At 40.6% G+C, this 21,645-nt stretch carries 25 protein-coding genes; 19 read left to right on the top strand and 6 right to left on the bottom strand.

Annotated features, from left to right (window positions below; translation table 11 throughout):
- Positions 1–334 precede the first annotated feature (334 nt).
- A complete protein-coding gene (locus tag FCL54_RS07480; RefSeq protein ID WP_171016730.1) occupies positions 335–1,219 on the top strand; it encodes a CAP domain-containing protein in 885 nt (294 codons plus the stop codon).
- Positions 1,220–1,284: 65 nt separating this feature from the next.
- On the opposite strand, the gene FCL54_RS07475 is transcribed toward FCL54_RS07480, so the two are convergent.
- Entirely contained in the window at positions 1,285–1,782 is a 498-nt protein-coding gene (locus FCL54_RS07475; protein ID WP_171016729.1) for a PaaI family thioesterase, read from the bottom strand.
- Positions 1,783–1,927: 145 nt separating this feature from the next.
- Between FCL54_RS07475 and ylbD the strand changes: the two genes are divergently transcribed.
- From ylbD to FCL54_RS07460, 3 genes are read left to right on the top strand one after another with little or no spacing between them, the layout of a single operon-like run.
- Complete coding sequence (gene ylbD, locus FCL54_RS07470; RefSeq protein WP_171016728.1) at positions 1,928–2,380, top strand: spore coat protein YlbD; 453 nt, start codon at positions 1,928–1,930, stop codon at positions 2,378–2,380.
- A 10-nt stretch (positions 2,381–2,390) separates the two neighbouring features.
- Positions 2,391–2,624 (top strand): YlbE-like family protein, encoded by a 234-nt coding sequence (locus FCL54_RS07465; protein ID WP_138124950.1) that lies wholly within the window; start codon positions 2,391–2,393, stop codon positions 2,622–2,624.
- Between the two features lie 52 nt (positions 2,625–2,676).
- On the top strand, positions 2,677–3,096 hold the full coding sequence (locus FCL54_RS07460) for a hypothetical protein (RefSeq protein ID WP_138124949.1): 420 nt from the start codon (positions 2,677–2,679) through the stop codon (positions 3,094–3,096).
- Between the two features lie 66 nt (positions 3,097–3,162).
- On the opposite strand, the gene FCL54_RS07455 is transcribed toward FCL54_RS07460, so the two are convergent.
- Positions 3,163–3,972 (bottom strand): ATP-grasp domain-containing protein, encoded by an 810-nt coding sequence (locus tag FCL54_RS07455; RefSeq protein WP_138124948.1) that lies wholly within the window; start codon positions 3,970–3,972, stop codon positions 3,163–3,165.
- Positions 3,973–4,236: 264 nt separating this feature from the next.
- Here FCL54_RS07455 and FCL54_RS07450 point away from each other — a divergent pair, with 264 nt between their 5' ends.
- The 3 genes from FCL54_RS07450 (at position 4,237) to FCL54_RS07440 (ending at position 6,922) form a co-directional block, all read left to right on the top strand.
- Positions 4,237–4,677 carry a YlbF/YmcA family competence regulator gene (locus FCL54_RS07450; protein ID WP_138125568.1) on the top strand — a complete coding sequence of 147 codons (441 nt, stop codon included), beginning with the start codon at positions 4,237–4,239 and terminating at the stop codon, positions 4,675–4,677.
- A gap of 608 nt (positions 4,678–5,285) precedes the next feature.
- Complete coding sequence (locus tag FCL54_RS07445; protein WP_138124947.1) at positions 5,286–5,561, top strand: YlbG family protein; 276 nt, start codon at positions 5,286–5,288, stop codon at positions 5,559–5,561.
- 137 nt (positions 5,562–5,698) lie between these two features.
- A complete protein-coding gene (locus FCL54_RS07440) occupies positions 5,699–6,922 on the top strand; it encodes an MFS transporter (protein ID WP_138124946.1) in 1,224 nt (407 codons plus the stop codon).
- Between the two features lie 57 nt (positions 6,923–6,979).
- Here FCL54_RS07440 and FCL54_RS07435 read toward each other — a convergent pair whose 3' ends face one another.
- Positions 6,980–7,369: a DUF7147 family protein gene (locus tag FCL54_RS07435; protein ID WP_138124945.1), complete on the bottom strand. Its 390-nt coding sequence runs from the start codon at positions 7,367–7,369 to the stop codon at positions 6,980–6,982.
- Between the two features lie 147 nt (positions 7,370–7,516).
- Between FCL54_RS07435 and FCL54_RS07430 the strand changes: the two genes are divergently transcribed.
- From FCL54_RS07430 to coaD, 3 genes are all read left to right on the top strand, one after another.
- Entirely contained in the window at positions 7,517–7,840 is a 324-nt protein-coding gene (locus FCL54_RS07430) for a hypothetical protein (protein WP_138124944.1), read from the top strand.
- 279 nt (positions 7,841–8,119) lie between these two features.
- Positions 8,120–8,692, top strand: coding sequence for a 16S rRNA (guanine(966)-N(2))-methyltransferase RsmD (rsmD, locus tag FCL54_RS07425; RefSeq protein WP_138125566.1), 573 nt, complete (start codon positions 8,120–8,122; stop codon positions 8,690–8,692).
- Positions 8,693–8,753: 61 nt separating this feature from the next.
- On the top strand, positions 8,754–9,248 hold the full coding sequence (gene coaD, locus FCL54_RS07420; protein WP_138124943.1) for a pantetheine-phosphate adenylyltransferase: 495 nt from the start codon (positions 8,754–8,756) through the stop codon (positions 9,246–9,248).
- 80 nt (positions 9,249–9,328) lie between these two features.
- Here coaD and ylbJ read toward each other — a convergent pair whose 3' ends face one another.
- Positions 9,329–10,555, bottom strand: a complete 1,227-nt coding sequence (ylbJ, locus tag FCL54_RS07415) for a sporulation integral membrane protein YlbJ (RefSeq protein ID WP_281281354.1) — start codon at positions 10,553–10,555, stop codon at positions 9,329–9,331.
- A gap of 203 nt (positions 10,556–10,758) precedes the next feature.
- Here ylbJ and FCL54_RS07410 point away from each other — a divergent pair, with 203 nt between their 5' ends.
- Both FCL54_RS07410 and FCL54_RS07405 read left to right on the top strand, forming a co-directional pair.
- Complete coding sequence (locus FCL54_RS07410; protein ID WP_138124941.1) at positions 10,759–11,547, top strand: patatin-like phospholipase family protein; 789 nt, start codon at positions 10,759–10,761, stop codon at positions 11,545–11,547.
- On the top strand, positions 11,544–12,587 hold the full coding sequence (locus FCL54_RS07405) for a SepM family pheromone-processing serine protease (RefSeq protein ID WP_138124939.1): 1,044 nt from the start codon (positions 11,544–11,546) through the stop codon (positions 12,585–12,587). The genes FCL54_RS07410 and FCL54_RS07405 overlap by 4 nt, the downstream gene beginning before the upstream one ends.
- A 32-nt stretch (positions 12,588–12,619) precedes the next feature.
- On the opposite strand, the gene FCL54_RS07400 is transcribed toward FCL54_RS07405, so the two are convergent.
- Positions 12,620–13,861 (bottom strand): nucleotidyltransferase, encoded by a 1,242-nt coding sequence (locus FCL54_RS07400; protein WP_138124937.1) that lies wholly within the window; start codon positions 13,859–13,861, stop codon positions 12,620–12,622.
- Between the two features lie 196 nt (positions 13,862–14,057).
- Between FCL54_RS07400 and FCL54_RS07395 the strand changes: the two genes are divergently transcribed.
- From FCL54_RS07395 to FCL54_RS07375, 4 genes are all read left to right on the top strand, one after another.
- Positions 14,058–14,582, top strand: coding sequence for a YceD family protein (locus tag FCL54_RS07395; protein ID WP_138124935.1), 525 nt, complete (start codon positions 14,058–14,060; stop codon positions 14,580–14,582).
- Positions 14,583–14,641: 59 nt separating this feature from the next.
- Positions 14,642–14,815, top strand: a complete 174-nt coding sequence (gene rpmF / locus FCL54_RS07390; protein WP_138124933.1) for a 50S ribosomal protein L32 — start codon at positions 14,642–14,644, stop codon at positions 14,813–14,815.
- A gap of 89 nt (positions 14,816–14,904) precedes the next feature.
- Complete coding sequence (locus FCL54_RS07385; RefSeq protein ID WP_138124931.1) at positions 14,905–15,669, top strand: enoyl-CoA hydratase/isomerase family protein; 765 nt, start codon at positions 14,905–14,907, stop codon at positions 15,667–15,669.
- 888 nt (positions 15,670–16,557) lie between these two features.
- Positions 16,558–17,148, top strand: coding sequence for an RsfA family transcriptional regulator (locus tag FCL54_RS07375; protein WP_138124929.1), 591 nt, complete (start codon positions 16,558–16,560; stop codon positions 17,146–17,148).
- A gap of 369 nt (positions 17,149–17,517) precedes the next feature.
- Here FCL54_RS07375 and FCL54_RS07370 read toward each other — a convergent pair whose 3' ends face one another.
- On the bottom strand, positions 17,518–17,994 hold the full coding sequence (locus FCL54_RS07370; RefSeq protein ID WP_138124927.1) for an N-acetyltransferase: 477 nt from the start codon (positions 17,992–17,994) through the stop codon (positions 17,518–17,520).
- Positions 17,995–18,323: 329 nt separating this feature from the next.
- Here FCL54_RS07370 and FCL54_RS07365 point away from each other — a divergent pair, with 329 nt between their 5' ends.
- The 3 genes from FCL54_RS07365 to FCL54_RS07355 are packed head-to-tail and all read left to right on the top strand — an operon-like array spanning position 18,324 to position 21,490.
- Positions 18,324–19,664, top strand: coding sequence for an acetyl-CoA carboxylase biotin carboxylase subunit (locus FCL54_RS07365; RefSeq protein WP_138124925.1), 1,341 nt, complete (start codon positions 18,324–18,326; stop codon positions 19,662–19,664).
- Between the two features lie 19 nt (positions 19,665–19,683).
- Positions 19,684–19,896, top strand: coding sequence for a biotin/lipoyl-binding carrier protein (locus tag FCL54_RS07360; protein WP_138124923.1), 213 nt, complete (start codon positions 19,684–19,686; stop codon positions 19,894–19,896).
- A 55-nt stretch (positions 19,897–19,951) separates the two neighbouring features.
- The gene (locus FCL54_RS07355) at positions 19,952–21,490 is read left to right on the top strand and encodes an acyl-CoA carboxylase subunit beta (RefSeq protein WP_138124922.1); all 1,539 of its coding nucleotides are present in this window, start codon (positions 19,952–19,954) and stop codon (positions 21,488–21,490) included.
- The last annotated feature ends 155 nt before the right edge of the window (positions 21,491–21,645 follow it).

Raw genomic sequence — 21,645 nt, 5'->3', positions numbered from 1 at the left:
GAATTCTGAGTGAAGAATTTTGAATCATAGTTCGGATTTTCCTTTGGCTTTATTTTTTATCCGGATTGGAAGTAATCGTCAAGTAAACCTCGGTTAGTTTTCTTTACCGTATAGGTACATGTTACCTTTCTACACTGTTATAATAAAAGGAACAATAGGTGTTATAAGGGGGCGGGACAATCTGAGAGGATACTTTTCATTTATTTTACTCATCTTTTTTCTAGTTGTTGGTTTTTACACAATCCAGTTGTTGGACTTCTCTTTTTTTAAGGAGGAAAGAACGTCAGCCCCGCAAAGTGAACAAGTAGAGAGTGGTAAAGAACAAAGGGTGAATATGCCAGAAGATGGCCTGCATTCCTGGATTGGAAAAGAAAAAGATAGGATCACCGAAGCCTTTGGACAGCCTGAACGAATAGATCCTACCGGTTATGGATACGAGTGGTGGATTTATTCAGAGAACAAGGAAAAGTATATGCAAATAGGCATTGCACATGGAAAGGCAGTAACACTTTTAGCTATTGGAGAAAATTTGCCGACAACCCCTTTTGTAGTGGGGAAAATTTCCACTGAAGTATTTAAACACTTTCCGATCGAAAGCAATATTCCTTTTACGGTCGATGGAAACTATTACCGTTTTGAGATCGGTGAAGGTGAGCTTCAAATAAGACCACTTATAAAAGTTAGCGAAGAATTAGCAATACAGCTATATTTCGATAGATATACCCAACAGCTGGCCGGCGTCCGGTATCTGACACCTGAAGTTCTTGTACAACAGCGCCCCTATTCTATCGTATACCGAGGGGAATTAGAGGATAGCTCGCTGACGAGGGAGGAGTGGGAAAATGTTGAAGCAGGAGAAGAACAGCAAATTTTTGATATTACAAATATCCTGCGTTCAAGATTTGGCCTCGATCCGTTAGTATGGAACATAAATGTTGCAGATGTAGCTTTCGAGCATAGCAAGGATATGTCGGTTAACAGTTATTTTTCCCATTCATCGCCGACAGCAGGAGAGCTTGCCGACAGGCTGAAACAGGGTAAGGTTTCATATGTTCAGGCAGGAGAAAATATTGCAGCCAAGTATCCCGACGCTGCTGCGGCAGTGATGGGGTGGTTAAACAGTATTGGACACCGGGAAGCGATGCTAAACGATGCCTATACAGATATTGGTGTTGGAGTTTACCAAAAATATTATACTCAGAACTTTATTAAACCATAACAGCAATTGAGGATACGGTACCAGTTTCGTATCCTCTCTTTAATAGGGATAATTTGCACAATGTTTTAGGTACGGTCAACAACAAAGAAGTTTCCGGTTGCGGTCGCGATTAATTTTTCGTCGTTACGGTATACGTCTGCTCTTGTTACCCATCTGCTCTCTTCTTTATGAACAATCTCAGCATTGCACCGAATGAAAGTTCCGATACCTTTAGATAAAAAGTTTATTTTCATATCCAGCGTAACGGCTGCTTTGTTAACCGGAAGATGTTGATTCACCAGTGAACCCATCGCAGTGTCGATCAGTGTTGATGTGATGCCTCCGTGTATAATATTCAATGTGTTTTGGGCAATCGGCTTAATAGGAATAATGCTTTCATAGGTGCCATCATCAAGAAGACGGCTCTTAATTCCAAGCATAGATGCAATATATGTACGGTGTAACCCGTTTTGTTTTCGCTGAAGGCTTTTTAATAAATCTTCAAGGACCTCCATTTCTTCTTCGTTTGCTTGCATAATTGTTTTCTTAAATAAACTCTCCAAAGCTTCTCTCTTGTTAGCCATATACTCCATTCCTTTGATCATTAGTCTTGTTAACATTTTATCAATGTGGATAGAGACCCTCAATAAAAATAGGCGAACACTTTGGCATGTCATCAGGTAAAATGTAGTAGGCAAAAGAGCAATGTACGTTCAGGAGGTATGCAAGATGCCTGAAAATAAAACACTTTCTAGAGAAAAGGTTAACGAGTTTAAAAGTTTTGTTAAAAGCCATCCAGGATTGATAAAGCTGGTTCGCGAAGACAAAAAAACATGGAAAGAAATATTCGAAGAATGGTTATTGCTTGGAGAAGAAGATGAAGTATGGGAAAAGTACAGGAGCAAGCGTGTCATGGATGAAGATGAACCAGAACCAGAAACGAACAAGGCTGGTTTAGGCAGCTTTTTAAGCATGCTGCAAAGTATTAATTTCAAAGAAATCCAAAGCCAGATTGACCAGTTCAGTGGAACTGTAAGTTCGATCAAACAGATTCTATCTGAAATTCAGCCTGTTCGAAAGCCTCAAAACTTGCCTGATCAAAATATGAGGCAGTTCGGATACCAGCAAGATTTCCAGCAATTCCCGCCACAGGAGTCTCCGTTTCCATTCAGAAGAGATTAGGTGATGTTGTATGAGAGCAGAGTTACAGCAATATTTGCAATTTAGAAGAGACCTGGTTTTGTTTTTGAGAAATAATCCGATCTGGTATCGGAAACTTAGCCGTAACCCATATTTATTATCTGAACTTGAACAAGAATCAAGAGTTTATTACGGTCAAACGTTTCCTCAAAAAATAGATAAAATAAACAATCAAATGAACATGGTTAACATGTTGCTGCAGATGCTCACAGCTGTGAAAGAATAAGGGATAGTTTTAAAACCATCAGTGCAAACTAATGTTAAAGGAGGTTGCACTGATGAAGCTTTTTTGGGCGGCAACTGCCGGCGTGCTTTTGTTGCTTTCTGGTTGTGTAGTCCAGAAAGAACCGGCTCTTGATAAATCGATTACCAGTGAACAAAGGCAGGATGAAGTACCGGTATCAAAACAAGCAAGTATCTCAGCTGTGGAAAGTCATCAAAAAATGACTGTCAACCATTCGGTTAGAGGAAACAGTGTTTTTATAGAATGCATTATTCCTAACTTTTCCTTTTCATCTAAACACGACCGGAGTTATCTAACGCTATATGTTGATGGGAAAAAGGTAAAACAAACGAACAGGGCAGCGTTTATTTTAAAGAATATGCCGATAGGAAAACATGCACTTTCATTGGAACTATTTCACCAAAATGGAAAATCATACGGAATCAAGAGGGACTTTTCAGTTACAATTAAATAAATGGGTATGTTTGAGTATTTTTAAATGAAACAATAGCCTGGCTTAGTAAGCCAGGCCTTGTTTCATTTAGGAGATCTTAGATCCGCCGAATACCGGTGTTGTAGGAAATTTAGGCGTATGCTGTCTTAATAAATATTCGTATATTACTTTTTCTACCGACAGTTTTTGTTGTATCAACGCCTGGTTTCCGAATAAACTATTAAACTCCAAAAAGTAAAAACGATCGTTTGCAAATACCACGTCGAAGCCGGCATGGTTTATTCCAAGGAGAGAGGCGGTGTCTTCAACAAGTTTTAATGCTTCCTGAGGAATGTTGTGGAAAGCAATTTTTCCTCCCCTGGCAACATTGTTATGAAAGTTATCCTCGCCGATTCTCCAATAAGCAGAAAGAACTGAATCTCCCACATAACAAATTCGTAAATCGCGGTCGATCGGTAAATATTCTTGTATATATAAGACATCATTGCGTTCTGCATAAGCAATGAACTCTTCTTTTGATTTAATCAAGAAAACCCCGTTCCCCATGGAATTCCTAATTTCTTTGGCTACAAACGGAAAAGGGAACAACTCAAGAATTTTTTGTATTGATTCTCTGGATTTCCCGGCAATCTCAGTTTGAGGCACATGATCTGAAGCAACACTCCACAGAGCTCTTGTCATCTCAACTTTATCAAAGCCCAGCTGAATGGTTTGAATAGATGGAAATACTTCCTTATGCAATCCATAAACAAGTGAATTCACCATCCATTTTTCAGGGAACAACAAAAAGTCTGCCTCCCGAATTTTATCTATGTCTTTAAACATATTATCTGGCTTTACATACTGTACGCCCGGAATTCCTATAGTGCGAAAAGGATTGAATGTTACAAGTTTCACCCAACCGTCTTCCTTTCCTAAAATATCAAATCCAGAAAATTATAGAGCCATTTACAGGACAAGTCAATTCTTTTTATTTTTTATAAACAGTTTATGACGGCTTTTCAGAATCTTCTCGCTCCCATAATTCTATTAGAAAAGTGGTGTTACATCTGAAATTTTTAAGGGAATGATGGATTAAAAACAAATAATTTTAGATTGTTAAAGAGAGAGAAGTGGGCAAACTGGATAATAGATGGTAATATGGGATATGGAGGTGTTGATATGCTTGCAACGCTTGATAGTGTTCTTTTAACAGATGAAGCAGAAGAGCTAGGCAAAATGATTTCAGAATCTGAGATCGCTTTTCAATATAGACAAGCTAAATCCAAGCTTAAAAACGATCGGGAAGCCCAGCGACTGATCGGTGAATTTATAAAACTGAAAGACCTGTACGAGGAAGTACAACGATTTGGGAGATATCATCCTGATTTCTTGTCGATTACAACCAGGGTAAGAGAAGCAAAACGGGATATGGATATGCATCAAACGGTGGCTGAGTATCGGCAGGCTGAAAGGGAGATGGAGGACCTTTTAAATGAGGTTAGTAAGTTAATAGCCGGGGAAGTGTCTCCTATGATTAAAGTTCCTACAGGTAATCCTTTCTTTGATAAGCAGGGCTGTGGAGGCGGCTGCGGATCAGGAGGCAGCTGCGGCTGCAGTTAACACAGCAATTTTTTAGTAAAGCAATTCCTTTCAAGGGCCTTATCCGTGTCCTTGAAAGGTTTTTTTACAGTATAGGATAGCAACTCTTTTGTGGAGGAGAAAGACCGACGCCGGTAAAAAATTTCCTTTATACATTCAACTGTTTCGAAAACGAATGCAGTCCTGGCAAAGGTTTCCACAGCAAAACATTTTCTCATTAGGAACAAGGAATCTAAAGCGATAGACGTTTGTCTTGTTCTGAACTCTTACATGGTGAATTTCAAAGTTTAGCCTTTTTCCCCTCATACAGGAGGCGGCTGACTTTTTTATCATGCTTTCAATTTTTTCCCGAGTGCTTTCCACACCTGTTTCAACATAAAGAAAATAAGAACCTGCCAGCATTTTTGTGTCAAATTCAAATTCGGCCTGATTTTTTAACGTTATACAAAATTGTTCAGTCAGTTTGTTTATATCCATATTCACACCTTCTTTAATGACGGATTAAAAAGGAATAATAACAGATAAGCCTTAGTTCTAAGGTATCACAACCAATAGCATCATGGTAAAGGTATTGTAAAATCGATTGAATCATGCTAGGTTTTAATAAAGAAAACTAAAGGGGAACCGATATGTTTGTTCTAAGAAGAGGCCTTGCTGTCTATATTCATTCTTTAAAATATGCAAAGCAGTTGCGAAGATATGGGAATGTCCACTATGTTTCAACAAGAAAGAAATATGTCATCTTATATGTTAACGATGACTCGATTGAACAAACGATTCAAAAGCTGGAATCCTTGCATTTTGTTAAACGGATTGAAAAGTCTATGCGACCGGATGTTAAAACAGAGTACCAAAATGCAAAACCAGATAAAGCAAAAGAATATGATTATAAAATGGGACTTTAAAAGAACCTTTCTGAGGAGAAGGTTCTTTTTTTGCATCTTGTGCTTTTATTTCCACTTCCTAAAAAAATTAAGCAGTTCCCTTGAATATTTCGGAATTCGAAGTATAATGGGGTACGTTAGTTAAAGGAAGTGAAAATATGTCATCGTGGAAACGAAATGTATGGATATTGTTTGTTTGTCAATTTTTAGTGCTCGGTGCAATGACAATGATCATGCCATTTCTTCCGCTGTATCTTCAAGAGTTAGGGGTAGCGGGGAAAGAAGTAAGTATATGGGCCGGTTTTATATTTGGCGCCAATTTTTTTACCGCTTTTTTATTTTCTCCTTTCTGGGGTAGAATGGCGGACAGGCATGGAAGAAAGCTTATGATATTGCGGTCTGGATTCGGGATGGCAGTCGTTATCATACTGACCGGATTCGCTACAGGACCTGTTTCTCTTTTGCTGCTACGATTATTAAACGGGGTAATTTCAGGGTTTATCCCTGCTTCGATCGCACTTGTAGCTACGAACACACCCAAAAAACATGTAGGCTATGCCCTTGGAACGCTGAATTCGGGTGCCGTTGCAGGTGCAATTTGCGGCCCTCTGTTCGGTGGGATCATGGCGGAATCATTTGGCTTTCGAATGATTTTTAACATTACAGGAGTATGTATTTTGATTGCGGCTATCGTCGTTTTAATGTTTGTCAAAGAGGAATCTATCCCTACGTCACAAAAAGAAAAGACCAACGCGGTACAGGATTTCAAGCGAGTAACAGGGAATTCCCCAATTTTATCCCTTTTTGTTGTTGGCTTTTTAATTCAGTTTGCACTGCTTGGGATGAACCCGTTGATTCCATTGTTTGTCCAAAAGTTAACGGATGGGCAGAATGTTGCGCTGTTTGCCGGGATAGCCCCGTCAGTCATGGGATTTGCAAACATGATCGTGTCTCCAAAGCTTGGAAAACTTGGTGATCAAAAAGGTTCCCAGAACGTGTTGTACTATACGTTGATAGGAGCTGCGGCATTTTCTATTCCTCAGGCGTTTGTGGTAGATCTCTGGCAGTTGATCGCACTGAGATTCATGCTGGGATTATGTATAGGCGGATTGCTTCCTTCGGTAAATTCACTTATTAAAAAACTTGCTCCAGAAGGGATGGAAAGCAGGACTTACGGTTTTTCTAACAGTGCTGTATATTTAGGGAACATGCTTGGCCCTGTAATAGGAGGGTGGCTGGCCTCGATGGCAGGCACAAGAGCGCTGTTTCTTTTTGGGGGAGCAATACTCCTCATAAACGTCGTTTTTGTTAAATGGAAGGTTCTACCGGAGCTGGGACGGCAGAACAAACCTTATTATCAGGCAAAAGAAGCTTTTCATTAATAATGTACAACAAAACCTCTCATTATCGAGAGGTTTTGTTGTATTTGATAAAATAGTTTATGATAAAGGAGAGATAAGGTTGTTTAAACGGAGTATTCCGATTAAATGATTGTAATAGAGTTCTTTATCCTTAAACATCGAAGAAGGTTTCACTTCTAACGAGATTATTGGAAGGTTTACCGTTTCGCTTAATTCTTCAAACAATTGCACCCGTTTGTTTTTGTTTTCCGCATCATAAGGAATTCCTTCTCTGCATGTATAAAGCGGCTGGAAATTCCCTGTTCTTGATGGTTGTAGCACAACTACGAACGAAACGACAGGATGATTGTTTTTTTCTGTATGTAAAAGAAGTAGTTGCTGAATCCTATGTTCATTGGTTCTTGCAATTTCTAAAAGCTCATAAACATCATTATAACCTTCACCTAACTCAATAAATCGCTGAATCATTCGGGCAGGCTCCTCTCAAATAAAAAAACTTCATATCTTTTCCAATAGTTGATAGAAATCCTTTGTGCTCCTTTCATACTGTAGCATGTAACAGTTAGAATGAAAAGGGGAAAGCGGTTTCATTAAAAAATAAGGGAGGCAATGTTTATGGTTTCTGTTCTTGTTTTATTCCTTATGATCGGATTGTTGTTGTTCCTCTATTGGCAGGGGAGAAATGTATCGCAAAAAGAAACGGTTGATAAAAACCTCCTTAAAGGAACCATTATTACAGATATCCTCATTGTGCTTGTGGTTCATCGCATAATATCCGAACAAGAAGCAGAGCTTTTAAAAGACAGTTCTCTTGAAGAAGTAGAGGATTATATTTTAAACCATACAGACCTGAGCGTTAACGACTGGGACGCCTGGATCAACAATCAGTGGGACGGTATTCAGGTGGATTCATTTGATGGAGACCTGGATCTTGGATAAATGATTAAACGGCAAAAAAATGCCCGCAGGAATCATCCTGCGGGTGCCTTTATGAAAAGGCAAATGGGAGAGGAGAAACCGGAGAAGAACTTATGGGGAAACGTAAGCCTTCTCCGCGGTTGGCAACACCATCAACAGTGATGTTGTTAGCTTTATTATCACCACGTACGGTATTATTATACGTTGAATTTCGACTAAATTTGATAAGAAGTTTTAGCTTTCAGATTTTTTATGGTAGGATAATGAAGAATAATGGAAAAAGATAAGGTTGGGATAAAAATGCGAATTATTGCAGGCGAGTGCAAAGGCAGACATCTCAAGCCAGTGCCAGGCCAAACAACCAGGCCGACTACTGACAAGGTAAGAGAATCGATTTTCAACATGATCGGCCCATTTTTTGAAAGCGGAACAGTGCTTGACCTGTACGGTGGGAGCGGTGCACTCGGTATAGAAGCATTAAGCAGAGGGATGGACCATCTGGTTACGGTTGATCGTGACAGCAAAGCGATTGAAGTCATTAAGTGGAATCTTGCCCAATGCGGATATCTAGAAAGAACAGAAGTGTATCGTAATGATTCCAACAGGGCGTTGAAAGCATTAAAAAAACGAGACGATGTTAAATTTTCGTTAGTCCTTCTGGATCCGCCCTATCATAAACAGCGGATACTTTCAGATCTAGAGAAAATTACTTCCTTTGATTTATTATTGCCTGAAGCTCAAATTGTTGTGGAACATTTAACAGATGTAGAGCTTCCTGAAAACTTGAATGGGTTAAATAAAATAAAGTTTGAAACCTATAGCGGTAAAACAGGAATTACCATCTATAGATACGAGTTAGAGATGAACAGTTAGATAGAAGGCTCATAGATATTATGAGGCAAACCAAAACATAGAAGGACAAGGGGGGAAGGTTATGACTTCAATCGCAGTTTGCCCTGGAAGTTTTGATCCTGTTACATACGGACATTTAGATATTATTAAAAGAGGGACCAGGGTTTTCGATCATATTAACATTGTTGTGTTAAATAATCAGGGGAAAAATCCGTTGTTTTCTGTAGAAGAACGGGTGGAATTACTAAATGAGGTCACGAAAGATATTAATAACGTAAAGGTTGATACGTACAACGGACTATTGATTGATTACGCAAAGTCAATTAATGCTAACGCTATCCTCAGAGGTTTGAGAGCAGTATCAGACTTTGAATATGAAATGAAAATCGCATCGATCAATAGAAAGCTTGATGAAGAAATTGAAACTTTCTTCATGATGACGAATAATCAGTATTCATTCTTGAGCTCTAGCATAGTCAAAGAAATTGCTAAATATCATGCACCGGTATCCGATTTAGTCCCGGAAATCGTGCAGGAAGCGCTCAGGAAAAAATACTCAGGATCCCCGTTAGAATAAACGGGGCCTTTTCTTTACAGTATAGGATGTTTATCTATAAGCTGAAGAAAATGGTGGTCGAGTTTTCTATATTGGTATTTTTAAACCAACTTCCCTCTCAGTTTATTGATGGAGAGAATGATAAAAAGAAGAAGAGCGAAGCATGTTACAAAAGGGCTGTACATAGTAAACATATCCCAATAAGCTTGCAAAGTATCCGTTTTGGACAATTGCCCGAACATGGCAAATACATGTTTTGCCCCCTGGTCGTTTTGCTGGCTTGCGTAAAGCGGCTGCCATAAAATAAGAGTAATGGCAGCGGCGAAGCATCCATGAAGAATCCGCGCCACAAAAAAAGGTTGGAATCGTATATCGGTTTCAGCGAGAATGCTTGCTACTTGAGCTTGAACAGAGAAACCGTTGAACGCAAGAATGAAACTTGTCATAATTGCCTGCTGAAGCAATGTAGCATGTTCGGTTTCACTCGTTAACCTGCTCCCGAGCGTTATTTCGAATAAACCTGAAAGAAGCGGCATGCTTAGGTCTGCAGGAAAATGAAAAGCAGAAAGCAGGATGGTGAAGATAACTGACAATAGCTGTGACACCTGAACTACGCTAAGTAGCTCGTTTAATACAGAGAAAAGGATAATGAATCCACCAACCATCAGAAGTGTTTGGATAGAAGAATGGACTGCATCGCCAATAATTTTACCGATTGGCCGATCATCCTTTTTTCTCGTTTCGTGAAGTGCTATTACTGCTGATGCTAACCTGTTAGATTCAAGGTTATCTTTTTCCGTTCTCTCGTTGGAGGAAAGTCCATGAAATCTCATTAATATCCCTACACAAATGTTCCCGCCATAGTGGGCTGCTGCAAGAAGCAGGCCCAGGGATGCATTATGGAAGAAACCGACTGCCACAGCGCCAAATATAAACAGCGGGTTCGAACAGTTGGTAAAGGAAACGAGTCTTTCGGCTTCTATGCTGGTAAGCTGCCTTTCCTGGCGGAGGCGTGCAGTAAATTTGGCTCCTGCAGGAAAACCTGATGCAAGGCCCATTGCCCACACAAAACCACCGACACCGGGGACGCGAAAGACAGGGCGCATTAGCGGCTCAAGCAATATTCCAATGAATCGGACCACTCCGATTCCGATCAAGATCTCAGAGACAATAAAAAACGGCAGAAGAGATGGGAACACAACTTCCCACCACATGTTAAGTCCTTCGATGGAGGCATCTAATGAGTGTTTGGGATAAATAATTAATATACAGGCTAAAAAAGTAAAGGATGCTGACATAAAAATCGTTTTCCAAAGCGATCGGTCCAACTTTTAGGCCCCCTCTTGCAGCATAGACTGGTTCGATCTTCACGCTCAACAAAACAGAGCTAGAATGTTTAGCAATTTATAAAATAGGGATAAAGTGTAACGTGTGATATCAGGTAAACATGTCCGATAATAAAATATACGTATGTTGTCCGATTTTAGACCATATAAACAAGTAAACAGCCTCATTTAAAGGGGGAATAACGGTGACAGAGCCTAAAATAGGTCTGGCGCTTGGATCAGGTGGTGCAAGGGGCTTTGCTCACGTAGGAGTGATCAAAGCTTTGACCGAAGCAGGCATCCCCATAGATTATATTGCAGGAAGCAGTATGGGGGCATTAGTAGGGGCCATCTATGGTGCAGGACATGATATAAAGACAATGGAGAAGATGGCAAGCCTTTTTAAGAGGAAGTATTATCTTGATTTTACCGTACCTAAAATGGGTTTCATTGCAGGGAACAAGGTAAAGAATCTGATAAATACCTTGACACATGGAAAAAGAATCGAGGACCTCTCTCCTCCTCTGTCAGTTGTTGCTACCGATTTATTAAAGGGAGAGAAGGTTATCTATAGATCAGGTTCTATCGCTGATGCTGTACGCGCAAGCATTTCTATTCCCGGCATTCTTGTACCGGAAAAAATAGATGACCGGCTATTAGTAGATGGCGGAGTAATCGATCGGGTTCCCGTTTCTGTCGTTAAGGACATGGGGTCTGACTTTGTAATCGCCGTAGACGTATCGAATGTAAAGCCTGTAGCCGAGGTAACATCGATTATAGACGTTATCCTTCAAAGCATTGATATTATGCAAAAAGAAATGGTTAGAATTCATGAAGTTACAGCAGATATTATGTTGAAACCTGCGCTTGAATCCTATAATTCCAAAGCATTTACAAACATAGAAGAAATGATTCAAATAGGTGAAGAGGAAACGATAAGAAACATGGAAACCATCACAGCTTCTATCGCCGAATGGAAGGAGAAAATGGAATGAGCGGATCAACGAAAAGAACAGTGAAAATATCTTACTTGTGGGTCATAATCATTGTATTGGCCGCACTGATCACTTTTGTGCGCCTGCCGTATTATGTTACCACGCCCGGAGAAGCAAAAGCACTCGATAATGTGATTGAGGTAGATGGAGGGAACCAGGACAGGGGGGAGTTTATGTTGACCACGGTCCGGATCGGAGAAGCGAACATCGTACAGTATTTGTGGGCGATGTTCAACGAGTACCATCATATTTATCCGAAAGAGGATATTCGCCGTGAAGGTGAAACGGATGAAGAATACCATCAGCGCCAGCTTGAGGTAATGTCAAGCTCACAGAAAAATGCAACGATTGTCGCATATAGGAATGCGGGAAAAGAAGTTGAAGTCATCAATAATGGAGTGCTTGTGACAGATATCATCGAAGGCATGCCTGCTGAAGGAAAACTGAAACTCGGAGATATGATCGTCGAAGTCGACGGAACAACAGTCGATACAACGGAACAATTGCTTAAGATACTTGGCGGTAAGGAAAAAGGGGACAGTGTAACTATAACATTAAGGCGCGATGGGAAAACCGTGGAGGTACAGGTTTCAATGGCTTCTTTTCCCGAGAAGTTTAACGCTCCGGAAGATAAGGCCGGTATTGGGATTACAGGTCCGATTACAGCAACAGAGGTTAAAACGGAACCAGATATCAAAATTGATACAAACCAGATTGGCGGACCATCTGCCGGCCTAATGTTCACGCTAGAAATTTATAACCAGTTAACGGAAACGGATTATACGAAAGGATACCAGATCGCTGGAACTGGAACGATCAACCAGGATGGAGAAGTGGGACCTATAGGTGGCATCAAACAAAAAATAGTTGCTGCAGATAAAGCGAAAGCCGAGGTTTTCTTTGCTCCGGTAGCTCATAATAACTATGATGACGCAGTGGAAGCTGCAAAAGATATAGAAACTGAAATGAAGATCGTTCCTGTAGAAACATTTAAAGATGCACTGGACTATTTGAAAAAGCTAAACAGCAGCAAAGGATGAGGGAGCCCCCTCATCCTTTGCTATTTCATTTGTTATTGAAACTTTCTGTTGATTTCATCATACCGAATCGGGGAGGTAGTATATTCTTTCTGCAGCCATTCTTTCCTGAAATGTTCTGGAAAGCCAAGAGCATAACAATCAGCAGCTTTACGGTCTAGCTGTATAAACGGATCCTCATATTGGTTTTGGTTTGATATGATCGGTAGTCGTGATCGCTTCTTTATGGTGCCTAAGTATTCCTGTCCTGATTTACTCATTCCTAAAAGCTTTATGTAGCTTGCTTTTCCTGTTTCTAACGCAGGGGACATATCGCTTTTCCTTGCGTTTGTCAGAACATGGACGCATAGCCTTTGCAGGCGTGTCCATGTGTAACGTTTCGTTTTTACATGTTCCATGAATTCTTCAAAAGAAGCGGCGGTTCGAACACATTCGACCAGACGGTTCTCAAGACCTTCCTCTGCTTCGTAAACAGCGGAAAGTTCTTGCCTGCCAGCTGTTAAGAGTCTGTATTTCAAGTATGGAAACAACCGGTTCCAGCCATGAAGAAACTGATATTGTTTTATAAAATGCTTTAAGTGGATAAATGATCTTTCCGGCAGATAACTTTCAACTGAACCAATAGGCTCCTTTTCAAAAAGGAGCTTTTTCCGAATACTTGTCGCACTTGCGATGGACGCATCACTAAATTCGGCATCATGATAACCGGCTTTGGTACGCAGGACGGTTTCTGGCTTAATAGAAGAGTTTTGATCATGGATCGCTTTTACGTAATGGTAGCCGAGAATATTATTTGGCTGCGAAAGGTCAGCACAATGATTGGTCCCTTTTAGCTCCTGGAATGCGAGCGAGGTGGACTTAGGATAGCTGTGGCCCTTATGTATATATTCCTTCACAAGAGAATCATATTCCGCACGTTGGTCATCCAACAGTGTAACGGTATTCAGGAATGGATCGATTTTCCCCTCTTCACTGCCAAAAACAAGCTCTGAAACGAAGAGGGAATCTAGTATAGACACAGCTCCTCCTGCAAATATTTCAGCTTTTTGCGTTGCGAATGCGTAGGGCAATTCCACAACGATGTCTGCCCCGTTTTGGAGCGCCATTTTTGTTCTAGTCCATTTGTCGACTAGCGCAGGCTCTCCCCTCTGAAGAAAATAACCGCTCATCACCGCAACGATGACTTCTGCGTTTGAATGTTTCTTCGTTTCTTGCAAATGATAAAAATGCCCATTGTGAAAAGGATTATATTCCACTATAATACCTGCAGCCTTCATAATAAGAAGTCTCCTTTCTCTTAGAGTAGAACGGTTTAATTAAGGGAATAGACTAGAAAGTTGATAAGGCTAGATTACCTTTGATATGATAACCATTATATCATGTTGTGTCGTGTTCCAAACGGTGTAAAGAAAAAATATTGACAATTGTATTTAAAATAGCTATAATTACATTTGTTGCCTTGAGGTGATACAGATGAAATGGTCAGTTGAGCAATTAAAAGCTCTGAAACACAAAGGATTGTCTATCGATGAAACGATCGATGTGAGCGATCTTAAGAAAAGGGACAGTGATATTCGTGGAATTTCGCCGGTTCATGTAAAGGGACACGCGTCTTTTCATGGAGATAACGTCTCGTTTCACCTTAATATTGAGGGGGAAATGATTCTTCCGTGTGCAAATACTCTGGAAGATGTGGAGTTTCCTTTTGACATTGATACGATTGAGACATTTATTCTGGATCCGATCAATGACTTCTCGGAAGATGATGAAGAAGAGAATGAAGAAATTCATCAAATTCGAGGAAATACTGTTGACTTACTCCCTTATATTAAGGAAAATATATTATTGGAAATTCCGATTCGGGTTGTGAAAGAGGATGTTAATCCAAATCAATCTGGAAAAGGATGGGAAGTTGTTGATAAAGAAGAGGACAACAAAGAGAAAGTTGACCCTCGGTTAGCCGGTCTAGCTGACTTTTTTAATAAGAAAGATAACTAGCATGACCTTATGAAACATCTTCCGTTTCTCTTTTGAACTTTGTTAAGGAGGTGGAAATGATGGCAGTACCTGCTAGAAGAACTTCAAAGACCCGTAAAAGAAAGCGTCGTACTCATTTCAAACTACAAGTACCTGGAATGGTAGCTTGCCCTAACTGTGGCGAATACAAACTTGCTCACCGTGTTTGTAAAGAATGCGGACACTACAAAGGTGAAGAAGTTGTAGAAAAATAATAAACCAGAAACAGAGAGAAACCGGTTCTCTCTGTTTTTTTTTATACAATTTTACATAATAGATAAAACAAAAAGGGAGACGACACCTGATGGGTAAGATTAAGTATGAGGTATACAAGGAAGTGGCATGGGTGACGATTAATCGTCCTGATAAAAGAAATGCGATCGACTATGAAGTGATGGATAGGCTGGAGGAGATTCTTGCAGAGATCGAGGAATGCCAGAATAGCAAAATAGTCGTTATAACTGGAAGCGGAAGTCAGGCTTTTTGTTCAGGAGGAGATCTGTCAGCTTTTCATAGTCTTGTTACCCAGAAAGAAGCGTATAAAATGCTTTCCAGAATGGGGAAAATACTTCAAAAAATATTTCTTTTTCCAAAACCAACTGTTGCACTCTTGAATGGGACTGCAGTCGGCGGCGGGTGTGAAATTGCGGTTTCATGTGACTTCAGAGTGGCAAAGAAACGGGCCAAGTTTGGATTTATCCAGGGTAAACTCGGGATTACGACTGGTTGGGGGGGAGCAGCGATGCTCTATGAAAGGATCTCTCAATCAGAGGCGATGAGGCTGTTGATGAGTGCGAAGGCTGTTACTGCTGAAAAGGGTAAGGAACTGGGGTTTATTAATCATACTGTAGAGCCAGAAAATCTTAAGGAGGAATGTCTTGACTGGTTGCAGCCGTTCCTCGAACAGCCCCTGTCTGTCTTGAAGGCATATAAATCTTACTGGCTTTCCAAATGCAACGAAAATAAAATCATCGAACGGATGGATGAAGAGATTTACCATTGTTCCGTACTCTGGGAATCGGATGAACACCATCAGGCTGTACGAACGTTTCTTAATAAAAATAAATAATGCTTCTTTTAGATAAAGCTTCTTTTCTAAAGTTTGTTACTAAAAGATTGTCGTTTATGCACAAGATTTATAAACTGCGACATAACGGATGGATGACCGCTGCGGAAATACACTACGTTTTCCGCGGGCTCGCGCTGAGCCTCCTCACTCGCACAAAACGCCTGTCTGGTTACGGCTCACAGAGACTAGTGGATTTCCCTCACCTCCTTGCGATAAGGCAACATCGACTCTCTTTTGTTCGTCGTGTTTTCTTTATCTCCATACGACTCAGTCCAATCCATACGTCCCTGGGCGTTCGCCTCCACCTTGCTACACTGCGGGGTCTCAACGTCTTCGCTGTCCCGCAGGATAAGGAAGGCTACGGCAGCAAGACATCGCACGAAGAAAATGTGATGTTCATTTTCGAGGAGTCTACGTGTATTTCCTTCCTAAGATTTGCTTTGTAGTTTTCATTAAAGGATTAACTATCAAACACTTCAGTTGATTGGAGCAGAGGGCAGTCGACTCCAGCGGGAAAAGCAACAGCTGAAGATCCCGCAGGAGGCGGTTTTTGCTGACGAGGAAGCTAAAGCGTTGCCCGCGGAAAGCGAACTGCCCGGAGCGTAAATCAATGTTGCAATTGCGTCGCAGTTCCTCTCAACTGTGCATCTTTTAAAGCAACAAAGTATGGGAGAAGAACTTTTCTACAAGATTATTGTTATGATATTTTTTTGAAGAACTCCTGCTATTAAGTTGATTGAAGCAGAAATCAAACCCTCCGTTGCAAAACTAGAACATGGCAAACTAATAGTCCAAATCGAATAATATTTTTTATTAAGCTAGAACAAAAGTCTATCTTTTCTACCATTTGCATAAAGATTAATAAAAAAAACGATTGGAGGGATTGGTTTGTCTTCAATTCGCCAGGATGCCTGGACAAATGATGAAGATGTTTTATTGGCTGAAGTTATCCTAAGGCATATACGGGAGGGGAGCACGCAGCTAGCAGCGTTTGAAGAAGTAGGAGAAAGACTTTCTAGAACTTCTGCAGCCTGCGGGTTCAGGTGGAATTCACTCGTTAGAAAACAATACGAAAGTGCAATTTCTCTAGCCAAAAAGCAAAGAAAGGAAGCAAAGAACAACAAAGAAGAAAAGAAAACAAATGAAATGAAAAATGCTCAAGAAAGACCAAAGAATGTTTCTGTGTATAGGTCTCTTACGATTGACAGTATCATTGAATTTCTTCGTGCGTTACAGAATAGTGATGAAGAAAGAGAAGGCCTTAAGAATGAAATCAATACATTGAAAACGGATAATCAAAAGCTTCAGAGGGAATTGAAGAAGATGGAAAACAATTATCAATCGATTCAGGAAGACTACAAATCGCTTATTGAAATTATGGATCGTGCCCGAAAAATGGTTGTATTGAAAGACGATGATTCATCAAACTTGCAATTTCAAATGGATTATAACGGAAATCTTGAAAAGGTAAAGAAATAATTTTATTAACACAGGTTGCTGGAACATAGAGGATACGTTCAAGTCTGAAAACGGATAAAATCGGCAGAACACTTTGCTTTCCGCGCGATCTTTAGCTGTTGCTTTTCCTAGGGGAGTTTACGTATTCTGCCTCCGATGGAAGTGATTTTCTTCTAGATGAACTTTGTTGCGTCTACCCTATGGAAGTTATTTCGTAGCGGGCTTAGACACCCGGGTATTGTTTTAAAGGTATGCAATAATTTTTATAACTAAAAGGAAAATCCGAACTGAATTCGAATTCTGTTTAAAGAATTTGAATCACAGTTCGGATTTTCTTTTGGCTAAATACTTTTGTCGCATCCTCCTGGAATTATAAAAAAGCGATTAAGCTTACAGTTCTTGTTCCTTAACTCCTTTTGGATACCATACGTAAGGGTTTTCCCCTCTGTCTCTCTCCGGATTATAGGTGACAGACTCGAACCCCATCATTTCCCAGAATGAGCTTGACCCTTGTCTGCCGTTTGTTTTAATCGGCAGATTAAAACTTTTTGCATAGTCCACCAGAGCTTTTCCATAACCTTTATTTCGATATTGCGGAAGCACTTCCAGTTTCCAAAGTTCGAGGTAATCCTGGGCTGGTTCGAAGTACCGGTCATATTTTCCGTCGATCCGATAGAGGCTCATTCTGGCTATAAGTTTATCGCCAAAATAGATGCCGTAGAACGGAGATTCACTGTCGTTTTCAATGATATTCTCCTGCAGGTCTTCCATCATCGAAAGCTCTTGTATTCCATACTCTTTAAACTTTTTAAATTCTTCCAGGGTTTTATAGTTAATAAGTAAACGTCTAACAGTCAAATCTACCATCGTTTGCCCCTCCAACTCTCTTCTTTCTGTTTGGCTCTGTTAAATAGAATGTTGTTTTTAGCAAAACTGATTCAATAAATAAAAATTTTATTCTTAACTCGCGCCACCTTTTGTGAATGATCCAGGCGAGTCAATAAGGGTTATATTCATAACCAGTGCATCCTATTTAAATCGCTACTATAATAATAAGATAAAAATTTAATTATTTCAAAAAACAAATTATTAAGGGAATTATTTGAATTTTATTGAACAAAACCCGGTGATTAATGCTATGATTATTGTAAGGGTTTTCAACAAAAAGGTAAATGAACAAACAGGGAGGTACTGCATTGAAGAAAATTCTGATATCTAATCGTGGTGAGATTGCTGATAGAATCTTAAGAACCAGTTCAAAACTTGGAATTGAAACCGTTTTGGTTTATTCAGAAGCAGACAAAGACTTGCCTTACATAAAGAAGGCTGATACAGCTTACTCAATTGGTGAACCGCCAGTTGTAAAATCCTATTTGAATCAAGAAAAAATCCTTGAAATCGCCAAAAATGAAAATGTTGATGGAATCCATCCCGGGTATGGATTTCTTTCAGAAAACAGCGCATTCGTCCAAAAGGTTGAAGAAAACGGCATTACTTTTATCGGACCTCGTGCTGGAGTTGTCGAGGCGATGGGAGATAAAATTCGAGCGAGAAAAACGATGATCGAGGCAGGAGTACCGGTAGTGCCTGGCAGCGACGGGCCAGTAAAAGATGTGGATGAAGCAGCCATCATCGCAGAAGAGATCGGCTATCCCGTCATGATCAAAGCTACTGCAGGGGGCGGCGGTATCGGAATGCAGAGATGCAACGGCGAAGAAGAGCTTCGAAAAGCGTTCGCATCCAGCCAGAACCGGGCAAAAGCTTATTTTGGGAACGGGGAAATGTTCGTCGAGAAATTTATCGCTAACGCCCGCCATATTGAAGTTCAGATATTTGGAGACGAGCATGGGAATGTTGTCCACCTTTTCGAACGAGACTGTTCTGTCCAACGCAGGAACCAGAAGGTTATCGAGGAGACACCTTCTCCATTTTTGTCAAGCAGGACAAGGGAAAAGATTGCGGATGCAGCCGTAAGGGCAGCGAAACATGTTCATTATACTAATGCCGGAACAGTGGAATTTGTAGTGGACGAAGATGAAAACTTTTATTTCCTGGAGATGAATACAAGATTACAAGTTGAACATCCGATTACAGAAGAAACAACAGGTATCGACCTTGTAGAATGGCAGATCCAAATTGCGGACGGCGGAAGAATACCGATGGATCAGACAGAAATTCATCAGAATGGCCATAGTATGGAATTCAGGTTGTATGCAGAAGATCCTGTAAAATTCATGCCTTCACCAGGAAAAATAGAAGAATTGGTCTTCCCGGAAATGGAAGGTGTCAGAATTGATTCTGGCTTTGAATCCGGATCTACCGTTACCCCTTTTTATGATCCGATGATCGCAAAAATCGTTGTCAGTGGAGAAAACCGCCAGGAAGTTCTTGAAAAAGCAAAGAAGTTCTTTGAGGAATTCAAGCTGACGGGAATTAAACATAATGGACCTTTATTTAAACAGATCCTTGAGGAAGAAGCTTTTATTAATGGAGACTATACGACAGGTTACCTTGCAAAGCAAAGGTTAAACAAGTAAACATAAGGAGTGGAAGAAAATGAAAGAAGTAACAGCATCTATGGCAGGGACAGTATTGAATGTGATGGTATCGGAAGGAGAAGGCGTAACAGCCGGGCAGGAACTCGTTATGCTTGAATCCATGAAAATGGAGATCCCGGTAGAAAGTACAGAAGAAGGGGAAGTTGCCGAAGTGAAAGTTAATATCGGGGACTTTGTCAACGAGGGAGACGTACTTGTAACGATTAAATAGTTTCTCTTTTAGTTGAACGAGCGCTCAATCTACTACATGGAGGAGGAAACATAGGATGACAACAAACGTTGAAGAAAAATTTAAAGGTATCTCCGAACAGATCGAAGCTGGAGGCGCACAAAAGTACCATGAAAAGCTTAAAGAGAACAATAAGCTTTTTGTTAGGGATCGATTAAAAAAGCTTTTCGATAATGGAGAATTTAAGTTGGAGGATGGGAAGTTTGCCAATAACCAGGCAGGAGACCTGCCAGCGGACGGTGTCGTAACAGCGATCGGCAAAGTAAATGGCCAGACTGTCTGTGTGATGGCAAATGACTCTACAGTTAAAGCTGGTTCATGGGGAGCCAGAACAGTGGAAAAAATTATCCGCATTCAGGAAACAGCGATGAAGCTGAAGGTGCCGATTTTTTATCTGGTTGATTCTGCGGGCGCAAGAATTACGGACCAGCTTCAAATGTTTCCGAATCGAAGAGGGGCAGGACGAATCTTTTATAACCAGGTCAAGATGTCAGGGATGGTTCCACAGGTTTGCTTGCTATTTGGACCCTCTGCAGCAGGAGGAGCATATATCCCGGCATTCTGTGATATCGTTATCATGGTTGATAAAAACGCTTCGATGTATCTCGGCTCCCCTCGGATGGCTGAGAAGGTCATAGGCGAGAAGGTGTCCCTTGAAGAAATGGGAGGAGCGCGCATGCACTGCACCATTAGCGGTGTAGGGGATGTGCTTGCAGAGAATGAAGAAGAAGCCATTGAGCAGGGAAGAAATTATTTGAGCTATTTTCCTGAAAACTTTAAGCAAAAACCCGCTAAAGTAAATCCGGTGAAGCCGAAACAGGGGAGAACGGTTACGGAAATTGTGCCGGAAAACCAGAATGCTCCGTTCGATATGTATGAACTGGTACATGCTTTGATCGATGAGAATAGCTTTTTTGAAATTAAAAAGTTATTCGCACCTGAATTGATCACAGGGTTTGCGCGGATGGATGGAAAGGTCGTCGGTATCATCGCTAACCAGCCGAAAGCAAAAGGCGGCGTTTTGTTCGTCGATTCGGCTGACAAAGGTGCAAAATTTATCCAGCTGTGTGATGCCTATGGAATCCCATTGCTATTCCTCGCTGATGTTCCCGGATTCATGATAGGTACAAAGGTAGAACGAGCTGGTATTATCAGGCACGGAGCAAAGCTGATCGCAGCGATGAGCTCAGCCACCGTACCTAAGATTTCAGTGGTTGTCCGCAAGGCTTATGGAGCAGGTTTGTATGCGATGGCTGGCCCTGCGTTTGAACCGGATTGCTGTATTGCACTGCCGACAGCACAAATCGCGGTTATGGGGCCGGAAGCAGCAGTAAATGCGGTTTATGCAAATAAAATCGCTGCCATTGAAGATCCGAAAGAACGCGTGGAGTATGTAAAAGAAAAGCATCAAGAATATAAAGAGCATATCGACATTTACAAACTGGCTTCCGAGATGATAGTAGATGATATTGTCCAGGGAGAGGATTTACGGGATGTATTGATTGACCGTTTTGAAGTCTATGAGTCAAAAGAAATGATATTCAGCGAAAGAAAGCATCCTGTTTATCCAGTGTAAATCATAATAATTTAAGAGGCTGGGACATAAATAAGATGTTCAAGTTAAAAAACGAATGATTCAGAATCAACAAGTATAGAATGTTAATTTTCAATAGATTTATCTTCCTTTGTAGCTAGTAGGAGTAATGCAAACCGCTTCGGCAGAATACTTCG

The organism is Exobacillus caeni (assembly GCF_005747095.1).
GTDB lineage: Bacteria > Bacillota > Bacilli > Bacillales > Guptibacillaceae > Exobacillus > Exobacillus caeni.
The sequence above is the reverse complement of the archived record's forward strand: the minus strand, read 5'-3'. Positions and strand labels throughout refer to the sequence as shown.